Annotated in this window: 16 protein-coding genes and 4 pseudogenes; 10 read left to right on the top strand and 10 right to left on the bottom strand. The window is 40.9% G+C overall.

Features of this window, described 5'->3' with window-relative positions; genetic code table 11:
* Positions 1-66 precede the first annotated feature (66 nt).
* A complete protein-coding gene (locus tag A3K91_RS06455) occupies positions 67-1,221 on the bottom strand; it encodes an acyl-CoA dehydrogenase family protein (protein ID WP_062844526.1) in 1,155 nt (384 codons plus the stop codon).
* A 279-nt stretch (positions 1,222-1,500) separates the two neighbouring features.
* Here A3K91_RS06455 and A3K91_RS06460 point away from each other — a divergent pair, with 279 nt between their 5' ends.
* From A3K91_RS06460 to A3K91_RS06480, 5 genes and pseudogenes are all read left to right on the top strand, one after another.
* Entirely contained in the window at positions 1,501-2,277 is a 777-nt protein-coding gene (locus A3K91_RS06460; protein WP_062844527.1) for an enoyl-CoA hydratase, read from the top strand.
* A gap of 75 nt (positions 2,278-2,352) precedes the next feature.
* Positions 2,353-3,948, top strand: coding sequence for a 3-hydroxyacyl-CoA dehydrogenase (locus tag A3K91_RS06465; RefSeq protein WP_062844528.1), 1,596 nt, complete (start codon positions 2,353-2,355; stop codon positions 3,946-3,948).
* 132 nt (positions 3,949-4,080) lie between these two features.
* Positions 4,081-5,019 (top strand): annotated as a pseudogene (locus A3K91_RS06470) (acetyl-CoA C-acyltransferase); the annotation flags it as partial.
* A pseudogene (locus A3K91_RS06475) lies at positions 5,018-6,640 on the top strand (long-chain-fatty-acid--CoA ligase); the annotation flags it as partial. The pseudogenes A3K91_RS06470 and A3K91_RS06475, both read left to right, overlap by 2 nt.
* A 139-nt stretch (positions 6,641-6,779) precedes the next feature.
* Positions 6,780-7,256 (top strand): acyl-CoA thioesterase, encoded by a 477-nt coding sequence (locus A3K91_RS06480; protein WP_062844530.1) that lies wholly within the window; start codon positions 6,780-6,782, stop codon positions 7,254-7,256.
* A gap of 139 nt (positions 7,257-7,395) precedes the next feature.
* Here the strand turns inward: A3K91_RS06480 and A3K91_RS14035 are convergent.
* Positions 7,396-7,724, bottom strand: a pseudogene (locus A3K91_RS14035) (hypothetical protein); the annotation flags it as partial.
* A gap of 370 nt (positions 7,725-8,094) precedes the next feature.
* Between A3K91_RS14035 and A3K91_RS06485 the strand changes: the two are divergent.
* Complete coding sequence (locus A3K91_RS06485) at positions 8,095-9,648, top strand: TerC family protein (RefSeq protein WP_062844531.1); 1,554 nt, start codon at positions 8,095-8,097, stop codon at positions 9,646-9,648.
* A gap of 213 nt (positions 9,649-9,861) precedes the next feature.
* On the opposite strand, the gene A3K91_RS06490 is transcribed toward A3K91_RS06485, so the two are convergent.
* The 5 genes and pseudogenes from A3K91_RS06490 to A3K91_RS06505 all read right to left on the bottom strand — a co-directional run bounded on the left by A3K91_RS06490 (position 9,862) and on the right by A3K91_RS06505 (position 14,109).
* The gene (locus tag A3K91_RS06490) at positions 9,862-10,491 is read right to left on the bottom strand and encodes a DedA family protein (RefSeq protein WP_062844532.1); all 630 of its coding nucleotides are present in this window, start codon (positions 10,489-10,491) and stop codon (positions 9,862-9,864) included.
* A 197-nt stretch (positions 10,492-10,688) separates the two neighbouring features.
* Positions 10,689-11,124, bottom strand: a pseudogene (locus A3K91_RS14195) (integrase core domain-containing protein); the annotation flags it as partial.
* Between the two features lie 146 nt (positions 11,125-11,270).
* A complete protein-coding gene (locus tag A3K91_RS06495; RefSeq protein ID WP_062844533.1) occupies positions 11,271-12,275 on the bottom strand; it encodes a TerC family protein in 1,005 nt (334 codons plus the stop codon).
* A gap of 601 nt (positions 12,276-12,876) precedes the next feature.
* Positions 12,877-13,074, bottom strand: a complete 198-nt coding sequence (locus A3K91_RS06500) for a hypothetical protein (RefSeq protein ID WP_062844534.1) — start codon at positions 13,072-13,074, stop codon at positions 12,877-12,879.
* Between the two features lie 156 nt (positions 13,075-13,230).
* Entirely contained in the window at positions 13,231-14,109 is an 879-nt protein-coding gene (locus A3K91_RS06505; protein ID WP_062844535.1) for a DMT family transporter, read from the bottom strand.
* Between the two features lie 353 nt (positions 14,110-14,462).
* Between A3K91_RS06505 and A3K91_RS06510 the strand changes: the two genes are divergently transcribed.
* Positions 14,463-15,335 carry a LysR substrate-binding domain-containing protein gene (locus A3K91_RS06510; RefSeq protein WP_062844536.1) on the top strand — a complete coding sequence of 291 codons (873 nt, stop codon included), beginning with the start codon at positions 14,463-14,465 and terminating at the stop codon, positions 15,333-15,335.
* A 371-nt stretch (positions 15,336-15,706) separates the two neighbouring features.
* On the opposite strand, the gene A3K91_RS06515 is transcribed toward A3K91_RS06510, so the two are convergent.
* Positions 15,707-16,630: a LysR family transcriptional regulator gene (locus A3K91_RS06515; RefSeq protein WP_062844537.1), complete on the bottom strand. Its 924-nt coding sequence runs from the start codon at positions 16,628-16,630 to the stop codon at positions 15,707-15,709.
* 95 nt (positions 16,631-16,725) lie between these two features.
* On the opposite strand from A3K91_RS06515, the gene A3K91_RS06520 reads away from it, so the two are divergent.
* Positions 16,726-17,295, top strand: coding sequence for a DMT family transporter (locus A3K91_RS06520; protein ID WP_084387285.1), 570 nt, complete (start codon positions 16,726-16,728; stop codon positions 17,293-17,295).
* A gap of 796 nt (positions 17,296-18,091) precedes the next feature.
* On the opposite strand, the gene A3K91_RS06525 is transcribed toward A3K91_RS06520, so the two are convergent.
* Both A3K91_RS06525 and A3K91_RS06530 read right to left on the bottom strand, forming a co-directional pair.
* On the bottom strand, positions 18,092-19,498 hold the full coding sequence (locus tag A3K91_RS06525) for an esterase-like activity of phytase family protein (RefSeq protein WP_062844538.1): 1,407 nt from the start codon (positions 19,496-19,498) through the stop codon (positions 18,092-18,094).
* A 155-nt stretch (positions 19,499-19,653) separates the two neighbouring features.
* Positions 19,654-20,559: a LysR family transcriptional regulator gene (locus A3K91_RS06530; protein ID WP_062844539.1), complete on the bottom strand. Its 906-nt coding sequence runs from the start codon at positions 20,557-20,559 to the stop codon at positions 19,654-19,656.
* A gap of 197 nt (positions 20,560-20,756) precedes the next feature.
* Between A3K91_RS06530 and A3K91_RS06535 the strand changes: the two genes are divergently transcribed.
* Together A3K91_RS06535 and dld are read left to right on the top strand one after the other, a co-directional pair.
* Positions 20,757-22,463 carry an L-lactate permease gene (locus tag A3K91_RS06535; protein ID WP_062844540.1) on the top strand — a complete coding sequence of 569 codons (1,707 nt, stop codon included), beginning with the start codon at positions 20,757-20,759 and terminating at the stop codon, positions 22,461-22,463.
* Positions 22,460-24,232: a D-lactate dehydrogenase gene (gene dld, locus A3K91_RS06540; protein ID WP_084387286.1), complete on the top strand. Its 1,773-nt coding sequence runs from the start codon at positions 22,460-22,462 to the stop codon at positions 24,230-24,232. The genes A3K91_RS06535 and dld overlap by 4 nt, the downstream gene beginning before the upstream one ends.
* Positions 24,233-24,255: the final 23 nt, after the last annotated feature.

Raw genomic sequence — 24,255 nt, forward strand, 5'->3', positions numbered from 1 at the left:
TCAATACGCTTTGATAAAGTTAATGCCTGCTGATACTCAAACCAATGGCATTGAAAGAAGTGCGCATTACTCGCTCACTTCTTTGATCATATTGCGTGCAATGATGATTTGCTGAATCTGAGTCGTCCCTTCATATAAGCGGTATAAACGCACATCACGATAAAAGCGCTCAATACCATAATCGGCGATATAGCCTGCGCCGCCATGAATCTGAACGGCTCTATCAGCGACGCGGCCACACATTTCGGTGGCAAACATTTTGGCGCATGAGGACTCTGTAATGACATCTTTGCCTTCATCACGTAAACGCGCTGCATCTAACACCATAGATTTGGCTGCATAAATCTCTGCCTTTGAATCGGCAAGCATCGCTTGAATGAGCTGAAAATTGGCAATGGGTTGTCCAAACTGTTTGCGATCTACCGCATAATGCAGCGCGTCATTTAACATACGTGTAGCAGCGCCTGTACTGGCAGCCGCGATATGTAAACGCCCTTTATCCAGCACTTTCATGGCAGTTTTGAAACCCACACCTTCTACACCACCTATTAACGCACTGGCAGGCACGACGCAGTTATCAAAAATTACGTCACAAGTGTGAGCGCCTTTTTGTCCCATTTTTTTATCAATTTTGCCGAGTGTGATACCAGGCGTGTCACTCTCAACGATAAATGCTGAGATGCCCCCTGATCTTTTATTTTCGGGGTCAGTACGGGCCATCACAGTAAATACGCCAGCTTGAGGGGCATTGGTTATATAACGTTTGGTGCCATTGAGTACATAGTTGTCACCATCTTTAATGGCGGTGGTTCGAAGTGAAGCAGCATCCGAGCCTGACTCTGGTTCGGTCAAGCAAAAAGAGCCGATAATTTCACCGCTCGCAAGTTTTGGCAGATATTTTTGTTTTTGTTCTTCGGTACCGTCAATTACAAGACCGGACGAGCCAATACCATTGTTCGTGCCTATTAATGAGCGAAAGGCAGGTGAGGTACGCCCCAATTCAAAAGCCACAATGACTTCCTCTTCCATCGTTAGGCCAAGTCCACCGTAGGCTTCAGGAATAGTCAGTCCAAACAAACCCAATTCACGCATTTGCTCAATGATATCTTCTGGCAGACGATCGTTTTCTGCTACCCAATCCTCTTTTGGTATCAGTTGGTCGGTGACAAACTGACGGACGGTTTGGACGATATGGTCGAGTACTTCCTTATCTCTAATCATGTATTTCTTCCTTGTTGAAACAATGGCTAAGCTTGCTTAATGAGGGTGTTACGGTTCATTCGAATAAACAGCATAATAGATAGCTTGTTAAATTACAATGATTTTGGTTTAAAAAACCGCAATGCGGTATTTAACGACAATTGAATATATTAGAATTATGGTCTTCTTTTAATAATATCTGTGGTTGTCTCTTCACAAATAGAAATAAACAGTATATATTGGAATTAAATATCGCTATGCGGTATTTATTGTTTACAAAGGTTTAAAAGGAATGGTGTCATGGAAGAGCAAACAATTTTGATTGAGTCGCCAGTGAATGGTGTTTGCGTGATCACGCTCAATCGACCCAAAGTTCGCAATGCGTTAAATACTGAATTGCGTCAGAAACTGGCAGATATCTTTATCCAACTCAATGACGAGCCACAGACTAAAGCCATTGTGCTGACTGGTGGTGATAAGGTATTCGCAGCTGGTGCTGACGTTAATGATTTTTTGACGGCAAAAACAGTCGATGTATATCTACGTCATAGTGAGCGTTATTGGGATGCGATTACCAACTGTCGCAAGCCAATCATTGCTGCGGTCAATGGTTATGCGCTTGGCGGTGGCTGTGAGCTGGCTATGCATGCTGACATCATTGTGGCTGGCAAGTCCGCTAAATTTGGTCAACCAGAAATCAAAATTGGGCTGATGCCAGGAGCTGGAGGCACGCAGCGATTGTTTCGCGTGATTGGCAAGCATAAAGCCATGAAGCTGATACTGACAGGCGATATGATCAGCGCTGAGGCCGCGGATCAAATGGGACTGGTCTCTGAAGTGGTTGACGATGAAACCACCATCAAGCGTGCCATTGAGATTGCTGAAAAATTGGCAGGTTACTCGCCCATAGCGTTGATGCAAATCAAAGAAGTGGCCAATCTTGGGGTCGATATGCCGCTACAGGCTGCGTTGGCTTTGGAGCGTAAAGCCTTTCAGATTTTGTTTGATACCGAAGATCAAAAAGAGGGCGTGAAGGCCTTTTTGGAAAAACGCGACGCCAATTATAAAGGTCAGTAGCGTGTGGTTTGCTAAGGATAAGCAGACTCGTTTTTGAAAATAAAATTATTCAACAAGATCATATAAAGGACTACTATGACCGCCAATACAACAAACATCAAATCATTGGCCATCATCGGCACAGGTGTCATGGGTATGGGTATCGCCCAAATTGCTGCCCAAGCAGGTATTCAGGTGCTTTTGTTCGATGCCAAAACGGGCGCTGCTGCACAAGGGCGTCAATCTCTTCAAACCATGCTCGAAAAACTAACGGCGAAAGGTAAGTTCACTGACGCGCAGCTTCAATCTACTTTGGCAAATCTGATAGTAATTGACGATATAGCCAAAATATCTATAGTAGATGTCATTGTTGAAGCCATTGTTGAAAACCTAGAAATCAAGCAACAGCTTTTTAAACAGTTAGAAAGCATTGTGTCTACCAAGACAATTTTGGCAACCAATACTTCCTCATTAGCCGTGACCGCGATTGCCGCCGATTGTGCGCACCCAGAACGTGTGGCTGGATTTCACTTCTTTAATCCAGTGCCATTAATGAAAATCGTTGAAGTAATTCCGGGGCTTTCTACTCATCCATCCGTCGTCGAGACATTGACTGCATTAGCGACACACATGGGACATTTGGGTGTGGTAGCAAAAGACACGCCAGGCTTTATCGTCAATCATGGTGGCCGCGCTTATGGCACGGAGGCTTTAAAAATATTAGGGGAAGGGGTTGCCAGTTTTGAGGATATTGATCGCATTTTGCGTAAAGGGGCTGGTTTTCGGATGGGACCGTTCGAACTACTTGATCTTACGGGTATCGACGTATCGCATCCAGTGATGGAATCTGTTTATAACCAATTTTACTCTGAGGCACGTTATCGTCCCCATCCTTTAACGCGTCAAATGCTGATAGGGAAAAAGCTCGGTCGCAAAGTTGGTGAAGGCTTTTATCAGTATGAAGAGGGTCAAAAAATCACAGCAAATACCCCTCAACAGTCATCGTTTGAGGTGTCAGTATCTGATGCAGCCATTACTTCAGTTTGGATTGGCGCAGATTTAGTAGAGGATAGGCAGCAGCTGGTTGATTATTTGTATTCTAACAATATCAATATTGATGATAACGACAAGCCACATTCTGACAGCCTGATATTACTGGCCATGTATGGCGAGGACACAACCAATGCTGCTATGCGCTATCAAGTGAATCCCAAACAAGCGGTTGCCATCGATATGCTGACTGACTTGTCAATGCATCGTACTTTGATGCCAAGTATCGTCACCCAAGATAAGTTTGTGGCACAAGCTTATGCTTTGTTCGGTAAGAGTCCAGACAAAACTATCAATGAAAATAAAGAATTAATACAGTCTACTGCTGGTGCCACGCTCATCAATGAAAGCACGGGCTTTGTGACGCAGCGAGTCATTGCGATGGTAGTTAATTTAGGGTGTGATATTGCACTACAGGGCATCGCATCTCCTAACGATATTGATAAGGCGGTTAAGCTTGGATTGGGTTATCCGTATGGCCCTATCTCATGGGGAGATGAGCTTGGTGCTGAGCGAATACTACTTATCCTAACGCGTATCTATGCGTTAACGGGTGATCCGCGTTATCGTCCAAGTCCATGGTTACAGCGCCGCGCTACTCTTGGCATCTCGCTGTTTACTCAGCAAACCCAATATTCGTAATAATAGATGCGTCACTTTATTCAACCATACATTTTATGGCTGCTTATTTTAGGCAGACAGCTTTTTTAAAAACCATACTTTAGAAGACAACGGTTTAAAAGACAAATATCAAAAATACGACAAGGAACAGTTATGTTAGATGCCTATATTTATGATGGATTAAGAAGCCCTTTTGGTCGGCATGGCGGTGCATTAGCAACGGCTCGTCCTGACGACTTGATTGCCACGGTGATAAAGAACTTGGTGGAAAAGCACCAATTGCCTAACGATATCTTTGATGAAGTATTGATCGGTAATACCAATCAAGCTGGTGAAGACTCACGCAACATCGCCCGTAATGCTGCGCTGTTAGCAGGGTTAGATGTAAAAACACCGGGTCAAACGGTCAATCGCCTATGTGCTTCAGGATTATCAACCGTCATTGATGCTGCTCACAGTATTACTTGCAATGAGGGAGATATCATTTTAGCGGGCGGTGTTGAATCCATGACTCGCGCACCCTTTGTATTTGCCAAAACCGAGCAGCCCTTTAGTCGTGAATGTAAAGTATTTGATACCACCATTGGCAGTCGCTTCCCCAATCCTATAATCGAAAAACAGTTTGGTAGCGATAGTATGCCGCAAACGGGCGATAATGTTGCTCGTAAATATGGTATCAGTCGTGAAGCTGCGGATAAGTTCGCAGCAGCTTCGCAAGCTAAATACCAAGCCGCCAAACAAGCTGGGTTCTTCGACGATGAAATAACACCAATTATGGTATCACAAGGCAAAAAGCTTCCTGAAAAAGTGATAGTGGAAGATGAGCATCCGCGCGCCAGCTCTACGGTTGAAGCATTACAAAAATTGAAACCTTTAAATGACGAAGGTGTCGTTACAGCTGGCAATGCGTCAGGTATCAATGATGGCGCCGCTGCTTTGATTATTGGCTCAAAACAGGCGGAAGAAAAGTTAGGCTTCAAGCCTATCGCCAAGATTCTCTCATCTGGTGCCACGGGGGTTGAGCCAAATATTATGGGCGTAGGTCCTGTTGAGGCCATTAAGCTGGCGTTGAAGCGTGCTGATTTGACCCTCTACGAATCAAACTATTAGTTACGCCGATAAGGTTACTTATACGTATGCTGAGTTTTTCAAGCGCGTTAACCGTTTGGCAAACGTGCTTAAAAACATGGGTTTACAAGCAGGTGATGTGGTTGCCGTTATGGATTGGGACAGTCATCGTTACCTTGAAGCCTATTTTGCTGTACCCATGTCTGGCATGATTTTGCAAACGGTCAATGTACGTCTGGCTGAAGACAAAGTGCTCTATACCATCAATCATGCCAAGCCGAAAGCATTGTTATTAAATGCTGAATTTGAGCCAATGGCGAAAAACTACCGTCATGACGCGCCTTCTATCGAGAAAATTATTTGGCTCGATGACACAGAGCTTGATGATACAAAACTCGATAACGAAAAGTATGGCGAATATGAGCCACAAACTGAGCGATCCAGCATGCCGGATTATGTCGAAGGTGAGTATGAATCCCTGTTAGCTGCGGCCAGTGACGCGTTTGATTTTCCAGATTTCGATGAAAACACCATTGCCACGACATTTTATACCAGTGGCACGACGGGCGACCCAAAAGGTGTCTTTTTTACCCATCGGCAAATCGTATTACAGACGCTGGCAAGTACGCTAGCATCCGCACTAAATGCTGAAGGCCAAGGCGCTCGCTACAATGATGTCTACATGCCAATGACACCGTTATTCCATGTGCACGCTTGGTGTTGGCCGTATGGAGCAACCATGATAGGACTCAAACAAGTATATCCAGGGCGCTACCTCGCCCCAAGGCTGGTAGACTTAATTGAACAGCATAAGGTGACACTTTCACACGGCGTTCCAGCAATCTTACAGATGTTATTAAAGGAGATGGCAGCACGAGGACGTAAGTTTGATGGTCTCAAATTATTGTTAGGTGGCTCCAAGTTAAATGAAGGCTTAGCCAAAGCGGCCATTGAAAGCGGTATAGAGTTTATGTCTGGATTTGGTATGTCAGAATCCTGTCCTGTATTATCCAGAGCGGTATTTGATGATAAAACTGACTCGATGGAAATGAAAGAGCAGCTTAACTATCGTTGTCTTTCTGGCTCACCAATTATGCTCGTCTCCATGGAGATATGGGACGAAAGTGGTAAGCCTCAACCCATGGATGGTAAATCTACAGGAGAGTTGGTTATTCGAGCGCCTTGGCTGACCCAAAGCTATTTTAAAAACTCAGATGCTGGAAATGAGCTATGGGAAGGTGGCTGGATGCATACCCAAGATATTGCCAGTATTTCTTCTAGTGGTACTTTAAGCATTACGGATCGGCTAAAAGATGTGATTAAGTCTGGTGGTGAATGGATATCCTCGCTTGAAGTTGAAACTATTTTCTCTTTTCACCCAAGTGTCGCTGATGTTGCGGTGATTGGGGTGCCCGATGAAAGGTGGGGCGAGAGACCGTTAGCGTTGGTCGTCTTAAAACCTGACTATGCGGATACCAAAGCGGCTGATATTTTAGCATTAGGCCTTCAAGCAGTTGAAAAAGGATATCTGCCAAAGTATGGCGTACCAAATGAAATCAAATTTTTATTAGAGATGCCAAAGACTAGTGTGGGCAAGCTTGATAAGAAAAGAATGCGGATGATGTGCGCAGAAAAACTGATTTGATTCAAAGAATACTTTTTAAGGATTATACAACCATTATTTAAGCTGAATGCTTATTTTAGTAGGTGTATTCATAGGCTGGTTTTTACATAGATTTATAAATAGATAGGTACATTCATCGGTATGACGAGACGGGAATAATATGAAGGCTTTAGGTATATTACCGGAAATACAAGAAACGCTTGATAAAGACAAGCATCACCCTATGCATGGTTTCGCTGCGGTTTACTCTCAACAAGTAGAGTGGGGCGATATGGATTCTTTTGGCCATGTCAATAATGTGGTCTATTACACTTACGCTCAAAATGCCCGTATCTACTATAACAGTCAATTGAATTTATTCAATGAAAAGACTTTTTCTGTCATGGCAGCGTCGTCCTGTCAATATTTCAAACCTGTGACTCATCCTGATACCTTATGGATTGGCGTTCGAGTCAAAAAAATTGGCAATGCTAGCTTGATTCATGAATATACTTATTATAGTACGGCTACGAATACTATCGTCGCTAGTGGTGAGTCAGTATTAGTATATCTTGATAAAGATAGTGGGCAAAAGAAAAATATTGATGAGACTAAAAAAACGGCGATTATGGCTTTTGATAATTTTAAAATGATTTGATAGACATTGTCATAACCTCACCGTACTACAAAATTTAACTCGTATTTGGGCACTATATTTTTATAGTGTTTTACCTCCACTCAATCACTGCCAAACTAGACCGAGTGGCAATGGTCGGATAAAAAACTATAACCACTGGTTAGTCGCACGCGGCTATCACTACCTTCGATATTGGTCGAGATGTCAATATTAAAGGCGATTCCATTACCTGTCTTGGCGATTTATAACCTAAACTCTTTTGAATCCTCGTTTGATTGTAGTACAGCTTAATATAGCTAATAATATCGTTGATCGCTACAATCCTTATTTTATAGTCTTGTTGATATACTAATTCATTCTTCGATTGTCAGAGTGCACGATTAATATTTGGCTTGGGCCTCTATTCTTGACAGCCATGTTCAATGCTTTGCCTACTAGATCTGCGGTCATTCGCTTATTGATAGCATAGCCGACCAACTCTTTGATAAACTCCGCTTAATATGCTTAGTTTACCAAGTTTGGTTTTACATTTTTTCAGCATAGCTCAGTTTGGCAGAAAATTTCGGCTTTAGTTAAGAATTCTAAAGGCGTGTGTGGGAAGGTGTAGTTATCGATATTAAATAGGCGTATCTAGATTTTTTGTAAATGTTGGCATAAAATGAATGACTGTTACACAGAATTCAGGATAAAGTCGGTATTTTTTGCAAAAGAACTAATAAACCGTAACGCTTAAATCTGTAATGTAGTTTGTCTAATTATCTTCTGGATTTAGACCAGCATTATCACTGAAACCACTGTTACTTTTTAGCAATAGCTGTATTGTTCTCTTAATCCCTTTCAATAAAGAGTATCAAATTAAATGATAGAACTTCTAAGCGATCCTTCGATATGGCTTGGTTTTCTTGCGTTAGTTAGTCTTGAGATTATCCTAGGTATTGATAATTTAGTTTTTATTGCCATTCTTGCTAACAAACTTCCCCCGCATCAACGTAGTAAAGCTCGCAATCTAGGGCTTGGTCTAGCGCTAGTTATGCGCTTAGGGCTACTGTTTGTCATGTCATGGCTTGTGACACTGACTGAACCTGTGGTTAGTTATGGTACATTCAATTTATCAATCAGAGACTTGATCTTGGTTGTCGGTGGTTTCTTTCTATTATTCAAAGCAACACTTGAGCTGCATGAACGATTAGAAGGCAAACCTGATACTAATAATAATAGTAAAGTATATGCAGGCTTTGCGGCTGTTGTTGCGCAAATCGTTATCTTGGATGCCGTCTTCTCCTTTGATGCAGTGATAACCGCGGTCGGCATGGTAAAGCATGTAGAAGTAATGATGGCTGCGGTTATTGTAGCCATGGCAGTAATGATTTTAGCGGCCAAAGCTTTAACTGATTTTGTGGGTAAGCATCCTACTGTCGTTATCCTATGCTTGGGCTTTTTGCTTATGATTGGATTTAGTTTGATCGTTGAAGGATTAGGCTTTCACATACCAAAAGGCTATTTATATGCAGCTATTGGCTTTTCTATTGTTATTGAAGCCTTTAATCAATTCATGCAACGTAACCGTAATAAGCATGAGAGCGTTATTCCTCTACGAGATAGAGCTGCAGATAGTATTCTAAAACTGATGGGTGGTAAAACTTCTAACGACAATGAAGATCTGCTAACGGAAGACAAAAGCTCCATACCAGTCATTCCTTTTGAAGAAGAGGAGCGTTATATGATCAGCGGTGTGCTCGCGTTAGGCGAACGAGATGTTGAAACCATCATGACGCCACGCTCAGATATCTCTTGGATTAATATAGAAGATAGTATAGACGAGATATATAAGAAAGTACTATCAACACCACACAGTTTATTACCTGTTTGCCAAGGACAGTTAAACAAGATATTGAGTGTAGTACGAGCCAAAGATATCTTATCGGTATTGAACAAACAGCCTGACAATATTTACTCGGCTTTAGAACCTTTATTTACTAAGCAAAAGCCTGTCTTCGTTTCTAATAGCATTGGTAATTTGCGTCTTATTAATTTACTAAAAAATGCCAAGGGTAACTTGGCCATAGTGGTTGATGAGTATGGTCAAGTCGCAGGACTAGTGACGCCTTTAGATCTGTTTGAAGCCATTGCTGGCGAGTTTCCTGATGAAGATGAAACGCTAGAGTTTTTTAAACAAGAGGATCATTGGATAGCTGAAGGTACTATTAGCCTAGATCAATTGCGTCTTGAGTTAAATGAGCCAAGTTTATTAGAAGAAGTCGAGCAGTTGACCTTAGGTGGCTATATCAATTTTAGGCTAGGCGGTATTGGTCAAGTTAATGAGCAAGTCAGCAGTGATGGGTATGTTTTTACAATTTTAGAAGCTTTGTCTACAAGAATTCTTCTAGTAAAAATTGAGAGAGATGACATTTAATGAAACTCATGGCTTCTATAGCTATACTATAAACCGTCCCAAATTTGTCTGATTCTTTAAGGACAGGAAGTCTTCGACAATCTCTGGGCGGTTCAACTTTTGGAGTTAAGGCAGGCATTATATGCGTAAATATAATGGCATCCCAAAAGATCAATTACATCATCTAAGGCAATGGTTTAAATAGGAGTTAAATTATTTATTTAAGAAAGCCTTTTAAATATTAATATTACTGTGCTGAGCAGAAATTCGACGTTTGATAAGCCAAGCGATAACAATAGCTATGGCAAGCAGTAAGAAAAGCTTAGAGTATGGTGCTAGCATGGTCGCAATGACTTCATAATTTTTACCCAGATAAAACCCTGCTAGAGTCAACGCTGTCGTCCAAATACTAGACCCTAAAGCCGTTAATGTTAAAAAAGAGATCAGCGACATTTTATTCATTCCTGCAGGGATAGAAATCAGTGAACGAATACCAGGTACCATACGGCCAAAAAAGACCGCTTTCTTACCACGTTTATCGAACCAAGCATTGGAAGATAAAATATCCTCAGCCTTAATAAATACGTATTTACCGTACTTTTCAGTAAATAATATTAGGCGTTCTTTATTAAACAAAGTTCCTAAATAGTATAGAGGCAAGGCACCAATAACGCTGCCAAACGTACCCGTTAGTATAACTAGAAATATATTTAAATCACCTCTAGCTGCCGCAAAACCTGCTGCTGGCATAATAAGCTCAGACGGTATAGGCGGGAAAACATTTTCGGCAAACATAGCAAATACAATGCCGAGATACCCAAACTTTACCATGATAGCCAGCACCCACTCACTCATTTGATGCATTAAATTACCTTATCCTATTGGTGACTTATTTATTATTGTAATGGAATAGAACGGGTTCAAATCAAAGGTAATTTGTAACAGTAGTTTCTATTCATCGTTTTATCGATGGCCGTTGCCATATTATAATAATGAATGTATCCATGGATCTGTTGCTCTAATGACGATCCTTCTAACTATAAGACACTTAATAAATATAATTAAACTGCCTGATCTAATTTCTGTGTCAGCGTAGAGCTGCTACTATGCATATTAAGTCGTGCGTTATTGTAATGATGCAACCAATCCTTTGTTTGTTTACGGACTCGATCTAAATCCGTAAACAATTCTTGGTTTAACCAATCATAGCGTATCGTTCTTTTATAGCGCTTAACATAAGCATTTTGTTGTAGATAGCCTTAATATAATTGTTCAGGATGCTTTGTTCTATCATTCAGTCTTTGAGTGTATTACTAAGGTATTCAGGTCTGTTATCACATCTTACTTGAACCGGTTTACCTCGGTATTCAATTTCAATCAGCTGATTCAGCCTACGTATGATTGAGCATGCAGTAAGAAGTCAATCCCAATGGTTAAGGCTTCACGGTTGTACTCATCAATAATATTAAATAGTCTAAAAGCATGACCATTCGTCAAAGTGTATTGGTCAACTATACCTAAGTTTTTAGTGTTAGATAAGGAGATTAAACAGGAGCTTGACGCAGCTAAACCAGCTCCTGCAGAAACTTACAGTGCACGTTTCAGACCAAGGTTTTGATAGATATGTTTAGTCCCATATTTGCTTATATCTGCGCCTGCGGATTATTTTTAGCATAACGCCATGACATCAACCCAGTAATAATTAGCACTACTGCAATAAAGCCTAAAGAGATGGCAATTGGAACATGATAAAGATCAAGTAGCAGCATTTTTATACCAATAAAGGTCATGATTACGCCTAGCCCATATGGTAAGTAGTGCATTGTGGCTGCTGCGCCTGCTAACAGGAAGAACATAGCACGTAGACCTAAAATAGCGAATAAGTTAGCACTCAATACAATGAATGGGTCGGTGGTAATGGCAAAAATGGCAGGAATAGAGTCAACCGCAAAAATAACATCAGAGATTTCGACTAAAATTAGCACTACCAACATGGGTGTCGCCCACAATAGACCATTTTCACGCACTAAAAATTTTTCGCCTCGCAGCGTGGGCGTAATGCGCATATGTCTACGTAGCCATTTTAACAGCTTCATTTCTTCAAGATCGACAGGTTCGTCGTGACCACCTTTTAGAAACTTATAACCGGTATAAACCAAAAACGCACCAAAGATATAAAGTACCCATGAAAACTCTTGAATTAGCCATGCGCCTGCAAGAATAAAAATAGTGCGTAAAACAATAGCGCCTATTACACCATATAATAGTATACGACGCTGCAAAGCAGGTGGGACAGCAAACGCGCCAAAAATCATGAGCCAGACAAACACATTATCAATCGCTAGTGATTTTTCGATTAAATAACCAGTCACAAACTCCAAGGTTTTTTGGTTAGCAACTGCCGTGCCTAAATTTGTATTTAGATACCACCATAATCCGCCTGCGAATAAAGCAGATACACTGACCCAAGCAATACTCCATAGCACAGCCAATTTAATAGATACAGGTTGATGCTCATTTTGTACTGCGTTTACGTCGGAATTCTCTAGCGGATCTTTATGCTTAAAGCCCAAAAAGTCGATCAGTAGCATGACTGCGACTATTGCAAAAAAAATGGCATATAGCCAAGGTGTGCCGATTGTTTCCACAATATTCCTTAAGTATAGACAACTGGGGTCAATATTCTATTCAGATTCTTATTAGAATATTACCTTAAAAATACTGTTTTTACATATTACTTTCAGTCATATAAATTGACCCAAACGTTCAATTTAACCTCTACGTGTCAAAGTAGGTCGACGAAAATACCTAGGATTATTTTATCCTACATATACTGACTTCATTGATCTTATGTATTGTCTCTATTGCTTAATCTCCGCATAATATAAGGAGATTAATGGCTTTATCTCTGCACATCTCTGAGGAAAATATGAAGCATATGATTTATATTCATGAGCATTCAAACAGGACTGAGTGGTAATGGTCGGACAAAAAACTATTGCCACTCGTCAGTCGTGTACGAATACTATAAGGACGTTTATTAGGAAAACTGCTCACGCTAGGATTTGATCTGAATGTCGAGACACGGTTAAATACAGTGACTCTAGAGATTATTAAAACCTCTTAGATTGAAGGTGAGGCTCTAAATAACGAGCAAGTGCGTCCCTCAGTTGTGCAGTATTTAGGTATAGATAACGCCAGCATGTCAGCATACTTTTTAGACCACCATCGGATTTTTTATAAGTAATGCTAAGTTGACCGTAACTTATATTGCCTAATTAACCACTGAATCAAGGTAGCTAACGTTAATGCTGCTAATAGTGCACAGATAGCCAATAGATCAATACGGATAGGGGCGATCATATCCTCTGTTAATCGCTGGCTAATAAAGTAATAAGGTATAGACAGTAACCATATTCCTAAGGTAACCATTTGTAGTTTAGTCATATGCTTAAGCCTCTATTAAAGTTATGGTAGTGTATCAAAAAATACTCCGAGGGATGAAAAGAGTAGTAACAGCCAAAGGTTCAAGCCCTCACTAGCGAACCGAACCAGTGAAAGCATCTGATTGGTTCGCCTTAGATAGACCTAAAAAAATATAACTTAGACTGGAGCCCTTTTGCCAGTTTGGATCAATAGAACGCCACCAAGAATCAATATTAAAGCTACGATCTCTAGACTGGTAATATCCTCTCCAATTATGATACCAATAATAACAGCAACGATTGGCGCAATATAAGTAGCACCAGCAGCCTTCACAGAACCTAATTTTTCAATAATAAAATAATAGATGAGATAAGCTGCACCTGTTCCTAATACGCCAAGTCCAAGTACTGTTCCCCACATTGCCTTCGTGTTTGTTGCTATCTTAGTAATACCCTCAAAATCAATCAGTACTGACAGCGTTAAAACGGCTATACCCGTCTGCCAAGTTGCCAACGCAAGTGGTGGTAGTTTCAAAGGAGATAGAAAACGACGTGCATATACAAATGATGCACCGACGCTCAGAGATCCTGCTAACATCCATAATACGCCTATGAGAGAAACACCCATCGCCCCTTGCCAAGGTCGGGCGCTTAATGCAATACCAGCAAACCCTAACAAAACGCCTAGAGCCATTTGCTTAGTTGGTCGCTCTTCAGGCAAGAATAACGCAGCACCTAAAAAAGTAAAAATGGGAATTGAACCGCTCAATAATCCTGCAATACTACTGGGTAATAGCGCAGTGCCTGCAACAAACCCATAGTAATAAAAAGAAGTTGCGAGCACTGACATCACTATAAAGTTTGGTATATGAGGCAGCTGTTTACGAGTAATGACCTTACTACGCCATGCGATTAGTGCTAATGGCAAGAAACCAAATAGTACTCGTAAAAATACAGTTTGAGCGGGCGAAATTAAGTCTGTAGCCCATTTCATAAAAATGAAATTTGACCCCCAAATCACACCCAGTAAAATGAGCGCTGTATATACTCTAAACATAAAAGCCACCTTAAAAACTCGAAAGCCATCTAAGTAGCTAGACGGCGATTTGCCTCGCTTGTGAGGTAGAACAAACTCCCATCAATAGGTATCTACTTGATAAGCGTAGAGCCAATGAAATCTATGCTTTATATAACTTATAGATGAGAGTATGGCTTTATGACAGATTAAAGAAGTTTAAGAGCTGAAGTAGGCTCTTTGTTTGATCTACTGCTGTAAAAGGAATGAGTTTTTCTACAGTCACCCTCTACTTCATTAGCTATCATTTATTCATTATAGCCAGTGAATGTAAATAACTTGCATGATATTAAAAGGTGTTAGACTGTAGATAATCTATTGTTTGGAAGGGTGTTATGCCAAACCATCGTTCTCTGCCGCCGCTAAATGCCTTACGTGCATTTGAAGCTGCTGGTCGCAAGCTAAGTTTCCGTGCAGCCGCTGATGAGCTTTTTGTGACCCAAGGGGCAGTTGCTCAGCAAGTTCGCATATTAGAAGAATATATTGGGTTTTCTTTATTTCAGAGGCTACCCAGAGGCGTTTCACTTACCAGTAAAGGAAGCGTATATTTTGCAGAAATCACACAGGCTTTTGACACTATAAATAAGGCAACAGTACAACTACTTAAGGAGCCTGAAACTGTTACTATTAGCGTGACACCTGCTTTTGCAACTAAAATCTTGTTGCCTCAACTATCTGCCTTAACGGCCGCAGTGCCTGATATTGATTTGCGCACGGTAGCGACCGAATCCATTGCAGACTTTGATCGTGATCAAGTAGATATTGCTGTGCGTCTCACTGATCCACCATTCCCTACATCGTTTGAGACGCGGCTACTGTTTAAACAAAAACTTGTACCAGTTGCCAGCCCTCATCTTATCGGTGACAGAACACTTCCTATATCACTTAAGTACTTGCGTGATATGCCATTGCTGCACGACTCGCACAATCATTGGCCACGCTTCTTTGGGATTACAGGTAAATTACCGGGTGCAGTATTTAATCAAACTGCACTCGCTTTAGATGCTGCTTTGGCTGGTCAGGGAGTTGCGATTGCCTGTCAGGCTTTTGTACAAGCGGACTTATCGGCGGGTCGCTTGATTCAAGTGAGTGAGTCGGATCTAATCGTAGAACCAAATTATTATCTTGTCCGAAAACGAGTGACTGCATCGAGAAAGAATGTGGATGCAGTATGGAATTGGTGTATTGAAAACTTAGTAACTATTTAAATTCCTTAGCCCTACTTAAAACTAAAATTACTATGAGCTATGCTTACTATCCTATAGGAACCAACTTGGGATATTTCAATCAAACAGCTTAATGATAATTAACCATGCTACCGACTTCGCAGCCATTAGAGTTATATTTAACATTAGTAGTTTGATGCTTGTATAGGGAACGATCTATATTGAATCAGTTCAGCAATTACTAGCTCATTAAATTGGTTCAGTAAGATATAGAGCCATTGAGCTATCAATGTCGGTATTTGCAGGTTTGACAGCATAGATCAAAAAGCGCTATACACATATTAAAGGTTAGTTGGCTAGCATTGATAATAGGTATATGTGGTTGGACTGAGTTGTTGTTCTAAACGTTTCTGCTAACTTTTTTCGTTAAGCTCTGAATTAAGCACACTAATAATTAATTGCCTCAGCCAATTATGCGCGGCATCGCCCTCACGGCGTTGATGCCATAGCAATTTAAAATCGAATGATTCAATTGGAAAAGGCGGTTCGAATATTTGAACCTGTGAGTTGCTATCAGTCATATCGAAGCTACGCCGCGCCGCTGTCAAGATCAGGTCAGTACCGGCCACTAATTGATTGGCAATTCCCCAGTGCGGCAGAGTCATTACAACATGACGACTTAATCCTGTGCCACTAAGTGCACGTTCAATTTCATTGTTGGCACCTGACTGCATGGCTACGAGGATATGCGGTCGAGCCAACCAACTACTCTTGTCGAGAGTACCACTATTTGGCAAAGTGTTTTTGTCTGCTAAACAAGCAAAAGACTCAACAAACAGGGTGTACATACGAAGCGCTTCTGGCACTTTATCTGGAAAGACACCGAAAGCCATGTCAGTTTCACCATCGAACACATCCGCCATCATCGCTTCTCGACTTCCTTGACTCACCTCAAGCTCAATACCAGGCGCAAGCATTCTTAATGAGCGCACCAAACTCGGCATAAATACACGCGCGCCATAGTCAGACATAGCCAGACGAAATACTCGCTTCGCACTGAGAGGATTGAATTCTGGGGTATCAATCAACGCACCAAGCTGCTCTAAGACATCAGTCAAGGGCAGAATTAACTCGCTCGCTCGCGAAGTCAGTTCCAACTTTCCCGAACGTCGAACCAATAGAGGATCATCAAATATGGTACGTAAATGAGCCAGCGCATGGCTAACTGCCGGCTGACTTTTATGTAACCGGAGAGCAGCTCGTGATACGTGCTTTTCAATTAATAATGCGTGCAACGTCACGAGCAAATTAAGGTCGATACGTCTTAAGTTATTCATATGACGAATAGTGAAGTAAAAAAACAATAATTTCAATTCAAATTTTTAATATGAAATAATTATTCCAGAAAATTAAATACATCTGGAGCAAACTTATGAATTTCCCACTGACTGGCATCTTTTTTGCCATTATCGCCCTAGTTGCCGGCGCTTTAGTCCCTCTCCAAGCTGCAAGTAATGCTGAGCTAGGCCGTGCTCTTGGACATCCTCTTTGGGCGACAGTAGTGTCGCTATTAGTGAGTGTGCTTATAGCAATACCTGTCATTCTCGCTATGCGTGTCCCTGCGCCAATATTGAATCAAATGGGACAATTACCGATGTGGGTGTGGCTTGGTGGTATAGCTGGCGTCATTTATATTACATCCGCATTAATTTTAGTTCCTCGTTTAGGAGCAACTCGCTTTATCGTGTGCGTGATAGCGGGGCAAATGCTTATTTCATTAATATTAGATCAATACGGTTTTATGAATTTACCAATGAAAGAAATAAATGCTGGCCGTTTAGTAGGTGTTACTTTCGTTCTACTAGGCATGATTATGGTGCTGTGGCTCACTCCTTCATCTCCCAATCTAGGCGATGTTAAAGCAAGCATGACTGGCAATTTGAATGACATAGAAAGTACGCCGACAAGCAATGCTAAGCCTGTGTCTCATTTTGAAAGTTAGTGATGCCTGTTTCAATGCGTAAGCAATAGGGATTAAGTGCTATTTAGTGATCTTATCGAGCTTGTTTTTGAAATTTGAAAAAAGCTATTAGCCAGTTAGTAAGTGTGTAGAAGGATTTGGATTGTAGTTTAGATTGAGGTAGGACCACCTATATTCTAAATGTATAGCAATGTAGGTGGCAAAAAACTCACGTAAGAGATAGTAGGTCTATAGCGACTTCAATATATAAAATACTCATATCTAAATCGTGGATTAAATAGCCCGTAAATAAATATCATTGTGAAAAAAACCACGTGATTATAGTAAAAAACTTTATGAATCCATTACCACACAGTCCGAAAATAAGATTTATGTAATGTATGGTTTTGAACACTTTAAAGGAACTTATCAGCTTTTAAAAGCAGAGGATCCACGTTGGCAAATTATGTCGGTTAAATGGATGCGTACGATTGATGGACCACAAGAGTATCAAGGAAATTTAAGTCTTTGAATGAAATATAAGACTGACAACAAAATACCAAGACAATGTAAATATTAGTCATAAAACTTACAGTTTAATGGCTATGTAGCGAGCCAAGTAATCTAAAAGAAGTCAATGCACGTAAAGACACATTATTTGGTTATCTACGGTCATCAATTGAAAATTTGGTAATCTATTTATTTTTGTCTACTATACTTTGTAAGCCCGGCTGAGACCATCCGGAAGCTGATTTTTAGCCACTGAGAGACCAACGTAATTAGCGGCTATCTTTTCGACCGTTTTAACTTTAAAATCGGTCTTATATATAGCGATTTTCTATTCACATTGTTTAGGTTCGATAATATAAAGCCTATTGGTATCTTCGATTGTTTTATTAATATCTAAATATTTTTGTTCTATATTTTCATCTTCATCAGTGATGCCAAAATCATCATCATTTAAGAGTCCAATAGACCCATCCTCTCTCAACCAAATGCCTTCAAGCTTATCATGCGGATAATCAATCTCTGACATTACATCGACGGCTAACTGCTTTTTCACAGGTAGAATTGCAAGCTCAAATAAACGCTCCCATCCCAAATTTTTTGAGGCAACAATCTGTTCAAGGGTTTTGCCATCAATAAGTAATCCCAAATCCTCATCCTGTACTAAGTCGAATTCGCGGTAAGGGTTATCGGTTATGCTGGAATCACCATTAGCTTTTACAATGCTCTCAATATCAGTAGCCTGTGAGACATCTATTTTGTAAATATGTTTTTGAGGATGTCCAGTCTGTAATGGGAATTTCCTGTCATGTTCAATCACATAAAACTCATGATGATTTATGGCGACAATACCGGATGTAAATTGCTGTGCATTGTTTAATCGATATAAGTATTGAGAAATCTGTCCTGTTTTGAGGTTAATGGTCACTATTCGGGTGAGATCACATGATGCACCAGACCCTGAAGGGTTATTCAAAGAGGCTTCAATTATGGCAACCAAAGTTGTTTGATCTGGAGTAATGGTCAAAGACTCCATACCTTTATTTGCATTACGTTTGCACAGCTCATAGGGTAGTAGAAGGATTTTACCGTTCACGATGACATTATTACGCTTATCATTATTAAAAGGGTTGATTCGCTCAATCTCTACACCTTCAGCATTAAAATGCACAATGTGCGGACCATATTCATCACTAACCCAAAAGCTACCATCCATCAAAGCGACTAAGCCTTCAGGGTCAAGGCCCCATACATCTGTTTTAATTGGATTGATTACTACATCAAATGGTCGTGTAGAATCACAAGTTATTAGTTGACCATTGATATCATAGGGCACTTCATTTGTGCCCCCTAATGCCTTGGGATTTGGCAGTCCACTTATTGGGTTTTTCGAGGTATCTTTTAGTAGGATTTCTTTTATTTTGATAATAGTGCCATCACTTTGGATCTCAAAAAGCCCAATACGGGGTGTGTAATCTGCTATTAAAAATTTCTTACCTGCACCTTCTGAGCCTTCAAAGTCCGCATTAGGGCCTCTATCAGTTAGAGCGTAAAACTGATTGGGATTAGTAGGATGGGATGCTAAATCCGATCCAAACCCTCCATTACGCACTTCAACAACTTTGTCAGAGTTGTTTGTACTACCTTGTAAGCTCAGTATGGTCTTATGAGGTAGTGCGCCCCCTTGAATTATCTTTTTGGGTGGCATCATAGAATTGTTTTCATGCTTGTTGCTCATATTAAGAAACTCACTGTTGGTATGTGTGATTATATTCAATGTTGATGACACGCCCTATATATAAAACAAGTAACCTCTATAGCGCGAATAATAAGAACCTCTTATTAGCTTTTCGATTCCATTCATCTTATATACATCAAAAATAGGCTTATTACTTAACAGTAGTAAGCCTGTTTTTGATGTAATGATTCTCGCAAATGGGCAACGAGCAGTTTTAATTTTTGATCTGGTTGCTTTGCCTTAGGGTAAACAGCGTACATCCCCATTCTTTTTCGGGTAAAACGTTGCAAAATCTGCGTAAGCGTATTTTGCTGAAGCTCATTATAAACAAGTGCTTGTGGTAAAAATGCAATGCCTAAATCGCTAAGAGTGGCTTGTTTAATGGCACTAAGATGATTGCTATGAAACCGACCATGTACAGGGAGTAGTTGTTCTGTGCCGTCTATATATAGTGGCCATATGTCGTTAGAAGTGTTATCAAACTTATAGATCAAGCACTCATGGTTTTGTAATTGTTCAGGCGTTTGAGGAGTGCCATGCTGCTTTAAGTAGTTTGATGTCGCACATATGACCCATTGGCTATCTATAAGGCGTCTTGCAATGAGTGATGAGTCTTCAAGTTCGGCAGTTCTTATCGCAAGATCATAGCCTTCTTCAATTAAATCAACGATTCGATTGGTAATTTGTAATTCTACCGATATTTCAGGATGGATTTTACAAAATTCGGCAATTGACGCGCTCAATATCAAATTAGCGGACACCACAGGCACAGTAATACGTATATGGCCTTTCATATTATCACCATAACCGTTTACCGCGTTTTCTGCTTCTTGAAAGGCAAATTTAGCTATTTTAGCTTTGTTATACAGTGTTCTTCCGGCATCGGTTAGGCTGAGCTTTCGAGTGGTTCTGTACAAAAGCTGTGCATTTAAGTTTTCCTCCAGCCGTGCAATACGTTTGCTGACCACAGAATTGGTTAGTGCCAGTTTTTCAGCAACCTTAGAAAATGAGCCTTCATCAACGACCAGAACGAATAGAATTATATCGTCAGCTTTAGCCATATCTGTTCTCTAACTGGTGTAATGTGTTTCATATTATAGCAAAAAAGGAAAATAACATTGTCTTTTGATGCCATTTATCTCTTCATTAGCAAAGAGTAGAGTGTGTTAGTCCTATATTAAGTGCGATTGAATCATAACGATAAGCGCTTAAGGAATTTTGTACAAGGAAGCACACACAATACAAAGGAGTTGTGATTTTGAATCAAACAATATATGGGCTGCTGGCATTATTACCCATTGTACTGAGCGGTATCCTGCTTATTGGCTTGCAATGGTCAGCAAAAAAAACTATGCCGATTGTTCTGGCTGTAACCGCTGCTATTGCTCTTTTTATCTGGGATATGACATTCAACCGCGTGTTCTCCTCTATTCTTGAGGGGAGCGTGATAACCGTATCGGTATTATGGATCGTCTTTGGTGCTATTTTTTTACTGAATACGCTAAAACATACAGGCGCTATCGCCGTAATTCGTGCTGGGTTCATAAACGTATCGCCTGATCGGCGCGTGCAGGCGATTATTATTGCATGGTGTTTTGGTACTTTTCTTGAAGGTGCATCTGGCTTTGGGACACCAGCCGCGATTGCCGCACCTTTGATGATGGCTATTGGCTTTCCGGCACTGGGTGCTGTTTTAATGGGTATGATGATACAAAGTACGCCCGTATCGTTTGGTGCGGTCGGTACCCCTATCGTCATTGGTGTCAATAAAGGGTTGGATACAACTGCCATTAGTGTGCAACTGGCACAACAAGGCTTGGCGTGGGAGGATTTTCTACAATTAATCACCAGCCAAGTTGCTATGATTCATGGTGTGATTGGGACATTTATGCCCCTGCTTATGGTGATGATGCTCACGCGCTTTTTTGGCAAAAACAAAAGCTGGAAAGAAGGTCTTGCGATTTGGCCATTTGCCATATTTGCGGGTTTGGCCTTTACGATTCCTTATACATTAACTGGTGTTTTTTTAGGACCCGAATTTCCAGCCCTAATCGGTGGGTTGGTCAGTATCGCGATTGTGATTAACGCGGCGAAAAGAGGGTTTTTGGTACCAAAAACAACATGGGACTTTGAACCGCAAAAAAACTGGCCAAGCGAGTGGATGGGTAAATTGGTCATCAGTAAGGAAGATATTGCTGTCCCGTTGGAAAATAAAACAATGTCCGCTGTTATGGCATGGTTTCCTTATTTGCTGGTGGCGCTGCTGCTGGTTTGTTCAAGAGTGTTTGTTGAGTTTAAAACCTTACTCACCAGTGCGACGTTAGACTTTACCTCTATTTTAGGTGAGTCTGATATAAGTGCCAGCTTTAGCCCCTTATACTTGCCTGGTGGATTATTATTGATCAGTGCATTGGTTGCTGCTTTTGCGCAAACCAACAAGCCAACCAAAGCCTTGAGCGATGCTTTTGGGGAATCCAGTAAAACTGTCTTGAGTGCAGGGTTTGTGCTAATTTTTACCATTCCTATGGTCAGAATCTTTATCAACTCTGGCGTCAATCTAACAGATGTAGCCAGTATGCCAGTCGCTAGTGCTGAGCTGTTTGCGGGTACGTTTGGCAATGCTTTTCCCTTAGTAAGTGCAACCATTGGTGCCTTAGGTGCCTTTATCGCAGGCTCTAATACCGTATCTAATATGATGTTCAGTCAGTTCCAATATGAAGCTGCCATGAGCTTACATATTTCACCTTCTCTAATTATCGCAGCTCAAGCGGTTGGTGCAGCCGCCGGTAATATGATTGCTATACATAATGTAGTGGCTGCATCAGCAACGGTGGGTTTACTTGGTATGGAGGGCGCCACACTTAGGCGTACTATTTTACCCACTCTATATTATGTGTTGTTTTGTGGAATAATCGTCATGGCCGCCATTTATATTTTTGGTTTTAAAGGGCCTTTGGCCTCATGAGTGACATGCAATTACAATACAAGGAGCGTCATATTTCTTCATTAAATAGAGATTCTCAAGACCTACTCAGTCCTGAGCACGTGTTAGATAAACTAACCAGCTTATTAGGAGCCAGTAATGTACAGGCAGACTCAGAGAAAAACGAGCATTATAGAATGGGGTGGCGTTCTGGTGGCGGCAATGCCTTGGCGGTTTTATTCCCGCAAACGTTATTAGATATTTGGCGTAGCTTAGAAGTGTGCGTTAAAGGCGACTGCATCATTATTATGCAAGCAGCAAAAACAGGCCTGACTGAAGGCTCAACACCTAGTGGTAATGACTATGATAGACCAGTTGTTGTTATCAATACGCTTGCAATGAACCAGTTGTATCTGGTGAATGATAATGAGCAAGTGATTAGCTTACCTGGGGCTACATTGCATCAGTTGCAAAGCCAACTGAATGCCGTAAATAGAGCACCTCATTCAGTCATTGGTTCCTCGACATTGGGTGCATCTATTATTGGTGGTATATCTAATAACTCAGGTGGTGCTCTTGTTAAAAGAGGCCCTGCTTATACTGAGCTGGCGCTGTTTGCCCAAATAAACGAACACGGTCAGCTGGTACTAGTCAATCACCTAGATGTAGAGTTAGGAAATACCCCTGAAGAAATACTCACTAACTTACAAACAGGTAATTTTGATAAAAGAGAATTACCTGACACTGGCAAGCTGGCATCGGATAAAGAGTATATCGCCAGAGTGACAGATGTTGAGGCAGGCACGCCCAGTCGTTTTAATGCTGACAAGCGAAGACTGTATGAAGCAAGTGGTTGTGCAGGCAAGCTTGCTGTATTTGCCGTACGCCTTGATACCTATCCAACCGCTGCAAGAGAGAAAACCTTTTATATAGGCAGTAATAGCGTAGGTGAGCTTGCACAGTTGCGACGACAGATATTATCAAGCTTTAAAAATATTCCTGAAATTGGCGAGTATATGCACCGTGATATATTTGACGTATCTGCTAAATACGGCAAAGACACTTTCTTGAGTATTAAGCACCTAGGTACGAATGCATTGCCAAGACTGTTCTCTATCAAAGGCGCTATTGATGCCAAGTTGAATAAGTGGCCGTGGATGCCTAAACATTTTACTGATAAAGTCATGCAATTTATTGGCAATATATTTCCAAAGCATTTGCCCAAGCGAATGATAGAATATCGGGATAAGTACGAGCATCATCTCATCGTAAAAATGAGTGATGACGGTATAAAAGAGGCACAAGATTTCTTGAAATCTTTTTTTGAAACTTCGGAAACGGGTACTTATTTTGAATGTAATAAAGAAGAATCAGAAAGCGCCTTTTTAAATCGTTTTGCAGCAGCAGGCGCTGCACTACGGTATGAAGTCATACATGAAAAAGAGGTGGGTGAGATATTAGCGCTTGATATCGCTATCCCACGTAATGAATTAGACTGGCTGGAAACCCTACCTAAAGAAATAGCACAACATCTAGAAAAAAAGCTCTATTACGGACATTTCTTTTGTTATGTGTTTCATCAAGACTATATCTTGAAAAAGGGTAGTGATGCTCACAAGGTCAAAAAAATGATGTTAGAGCTGTTGAATAAACGCGGCGCAAAATATCCTGCTGAACATAATGTTGGGCACTTATACGAAGCGGAACCTGATTTACAGAACTTTTATAAAAGCCTAGACCCAACGAATACGTTTAATCCTGGCATTGGTAAAATGCTAAAAACTAAACGCAACTGCTCGTGCTGTGTGTAGTAGCAAGTGCGGGCTAAGCTTGC

The organism is Psychrobacter alimentarius, from assembly GCF_001606025.1.
GTDB lineage: Bacteria > Pseudomonadota > Gammaproteobacteria > Pseudomonadales > Moraxellaceae > Psychrobacter > Psychrobacter alimentarius.

Excerpts from the sequence above, each read along its gene's own strand:
- A3K91_RS06455 (WP_062844526.1), bottom strand. The coding sequence starts at position 1,221 with ATGATTAGAGATAAGGAAGTACTCGACCATATCGTCCAAACCGTCCGT.
- A3K91_RS06460 (WP_062844527.1), top strand. The coding sequence starts at position 1,501 with ATGGAAGAGCAAACAATTTTGATTGAGTCGCCAGTGAATGGTGTTTGC.
- A3K91_RS06465 (WP_062844528.1), top strand. The coding sequence starts at position 2,353 with ATGACCGCCAATACAACAAACATCAAATCATTGGCCATCATCGGCACA.
- A3K91_RS06480 (WP_062844530.1), top strand. The coding sequence starts at position 6,780 with ATGAAGGCTTTAGGTATATTACCGGAAATACAAGAAACGCTTGATAAA.
- A3K91_RS06485 (WP_062844531.1), top strand. The coding sequence starts at position 8,095 with ATGATAGAACTTCTAAGCGATCCTTCGATATGGCTTGGTTTTCTTGCG.
- A3K91_RS06490 (WP_062844532.1), bottom strand. The coding sequence starts at position 10,491 with ATGCATCAAATGAGTGAGTGGGTGCTGGCTATCATGGTAAAGTTTGGG.
- A3K91_RS06500 (WP_062844534.1), bottom strand. The coding sequence starts at position 13,074 with ATGACTAAACTACAAATGGTTACCTTAGGAATATGGTTACTGTCTATA.
- A3K91_RS06505 (WP_062844535.1), bottom strand. The coding sequence starts at position 14,109 with ATGTTTAGAGTATATACAGCGCTCATTTTACTGGGTGTGATTTGGGGG.
- A3K91_RS06510 (WP_062844536.1), top strand. The coding sequence starts at position 14,463 with ATGCCAAACCATCGTTCTCTGCCGCCGCTAAATGCCTTACGTGCATTT.
- A3K91_RS06515 (WP_062844537.1), bottom strand. The coding sequence starts at position 16,630 with ATGAATAACTTAAGACGTATCGACCTTAATTTGCTCGTGACGTTGCAC.
- A3K91_RS06520 (WP_084387285.1), top strand. The coding sequence starts at position 16,726 with ATGAATTTCCCACTGACTGGCATCTTTTTTGCCATTATCGCCCTAGTT.
- A3K91_RS06525 (WP_062844538.1), bottom strand. The coding sequence starts at position 19,498 with ATGAGCAACAAGCATGAAAACAATTCTATGATGCCACCCAAAAAGATA.
- A3K91_RS06530 (WP_062844539.1), bottom strand. The coding sequence starts at position 20,559 with ATGGCTAAAGCTGACGATATAATTCTATTCGTTCTGGTCGTTGATGAA.
- dld (WP_084387286.1), top strand. The coding sequence starts at position 22,460 with ATGAGTGACATGCAATTACAATACAAGGAGCGTCATATTTCTTCATTA.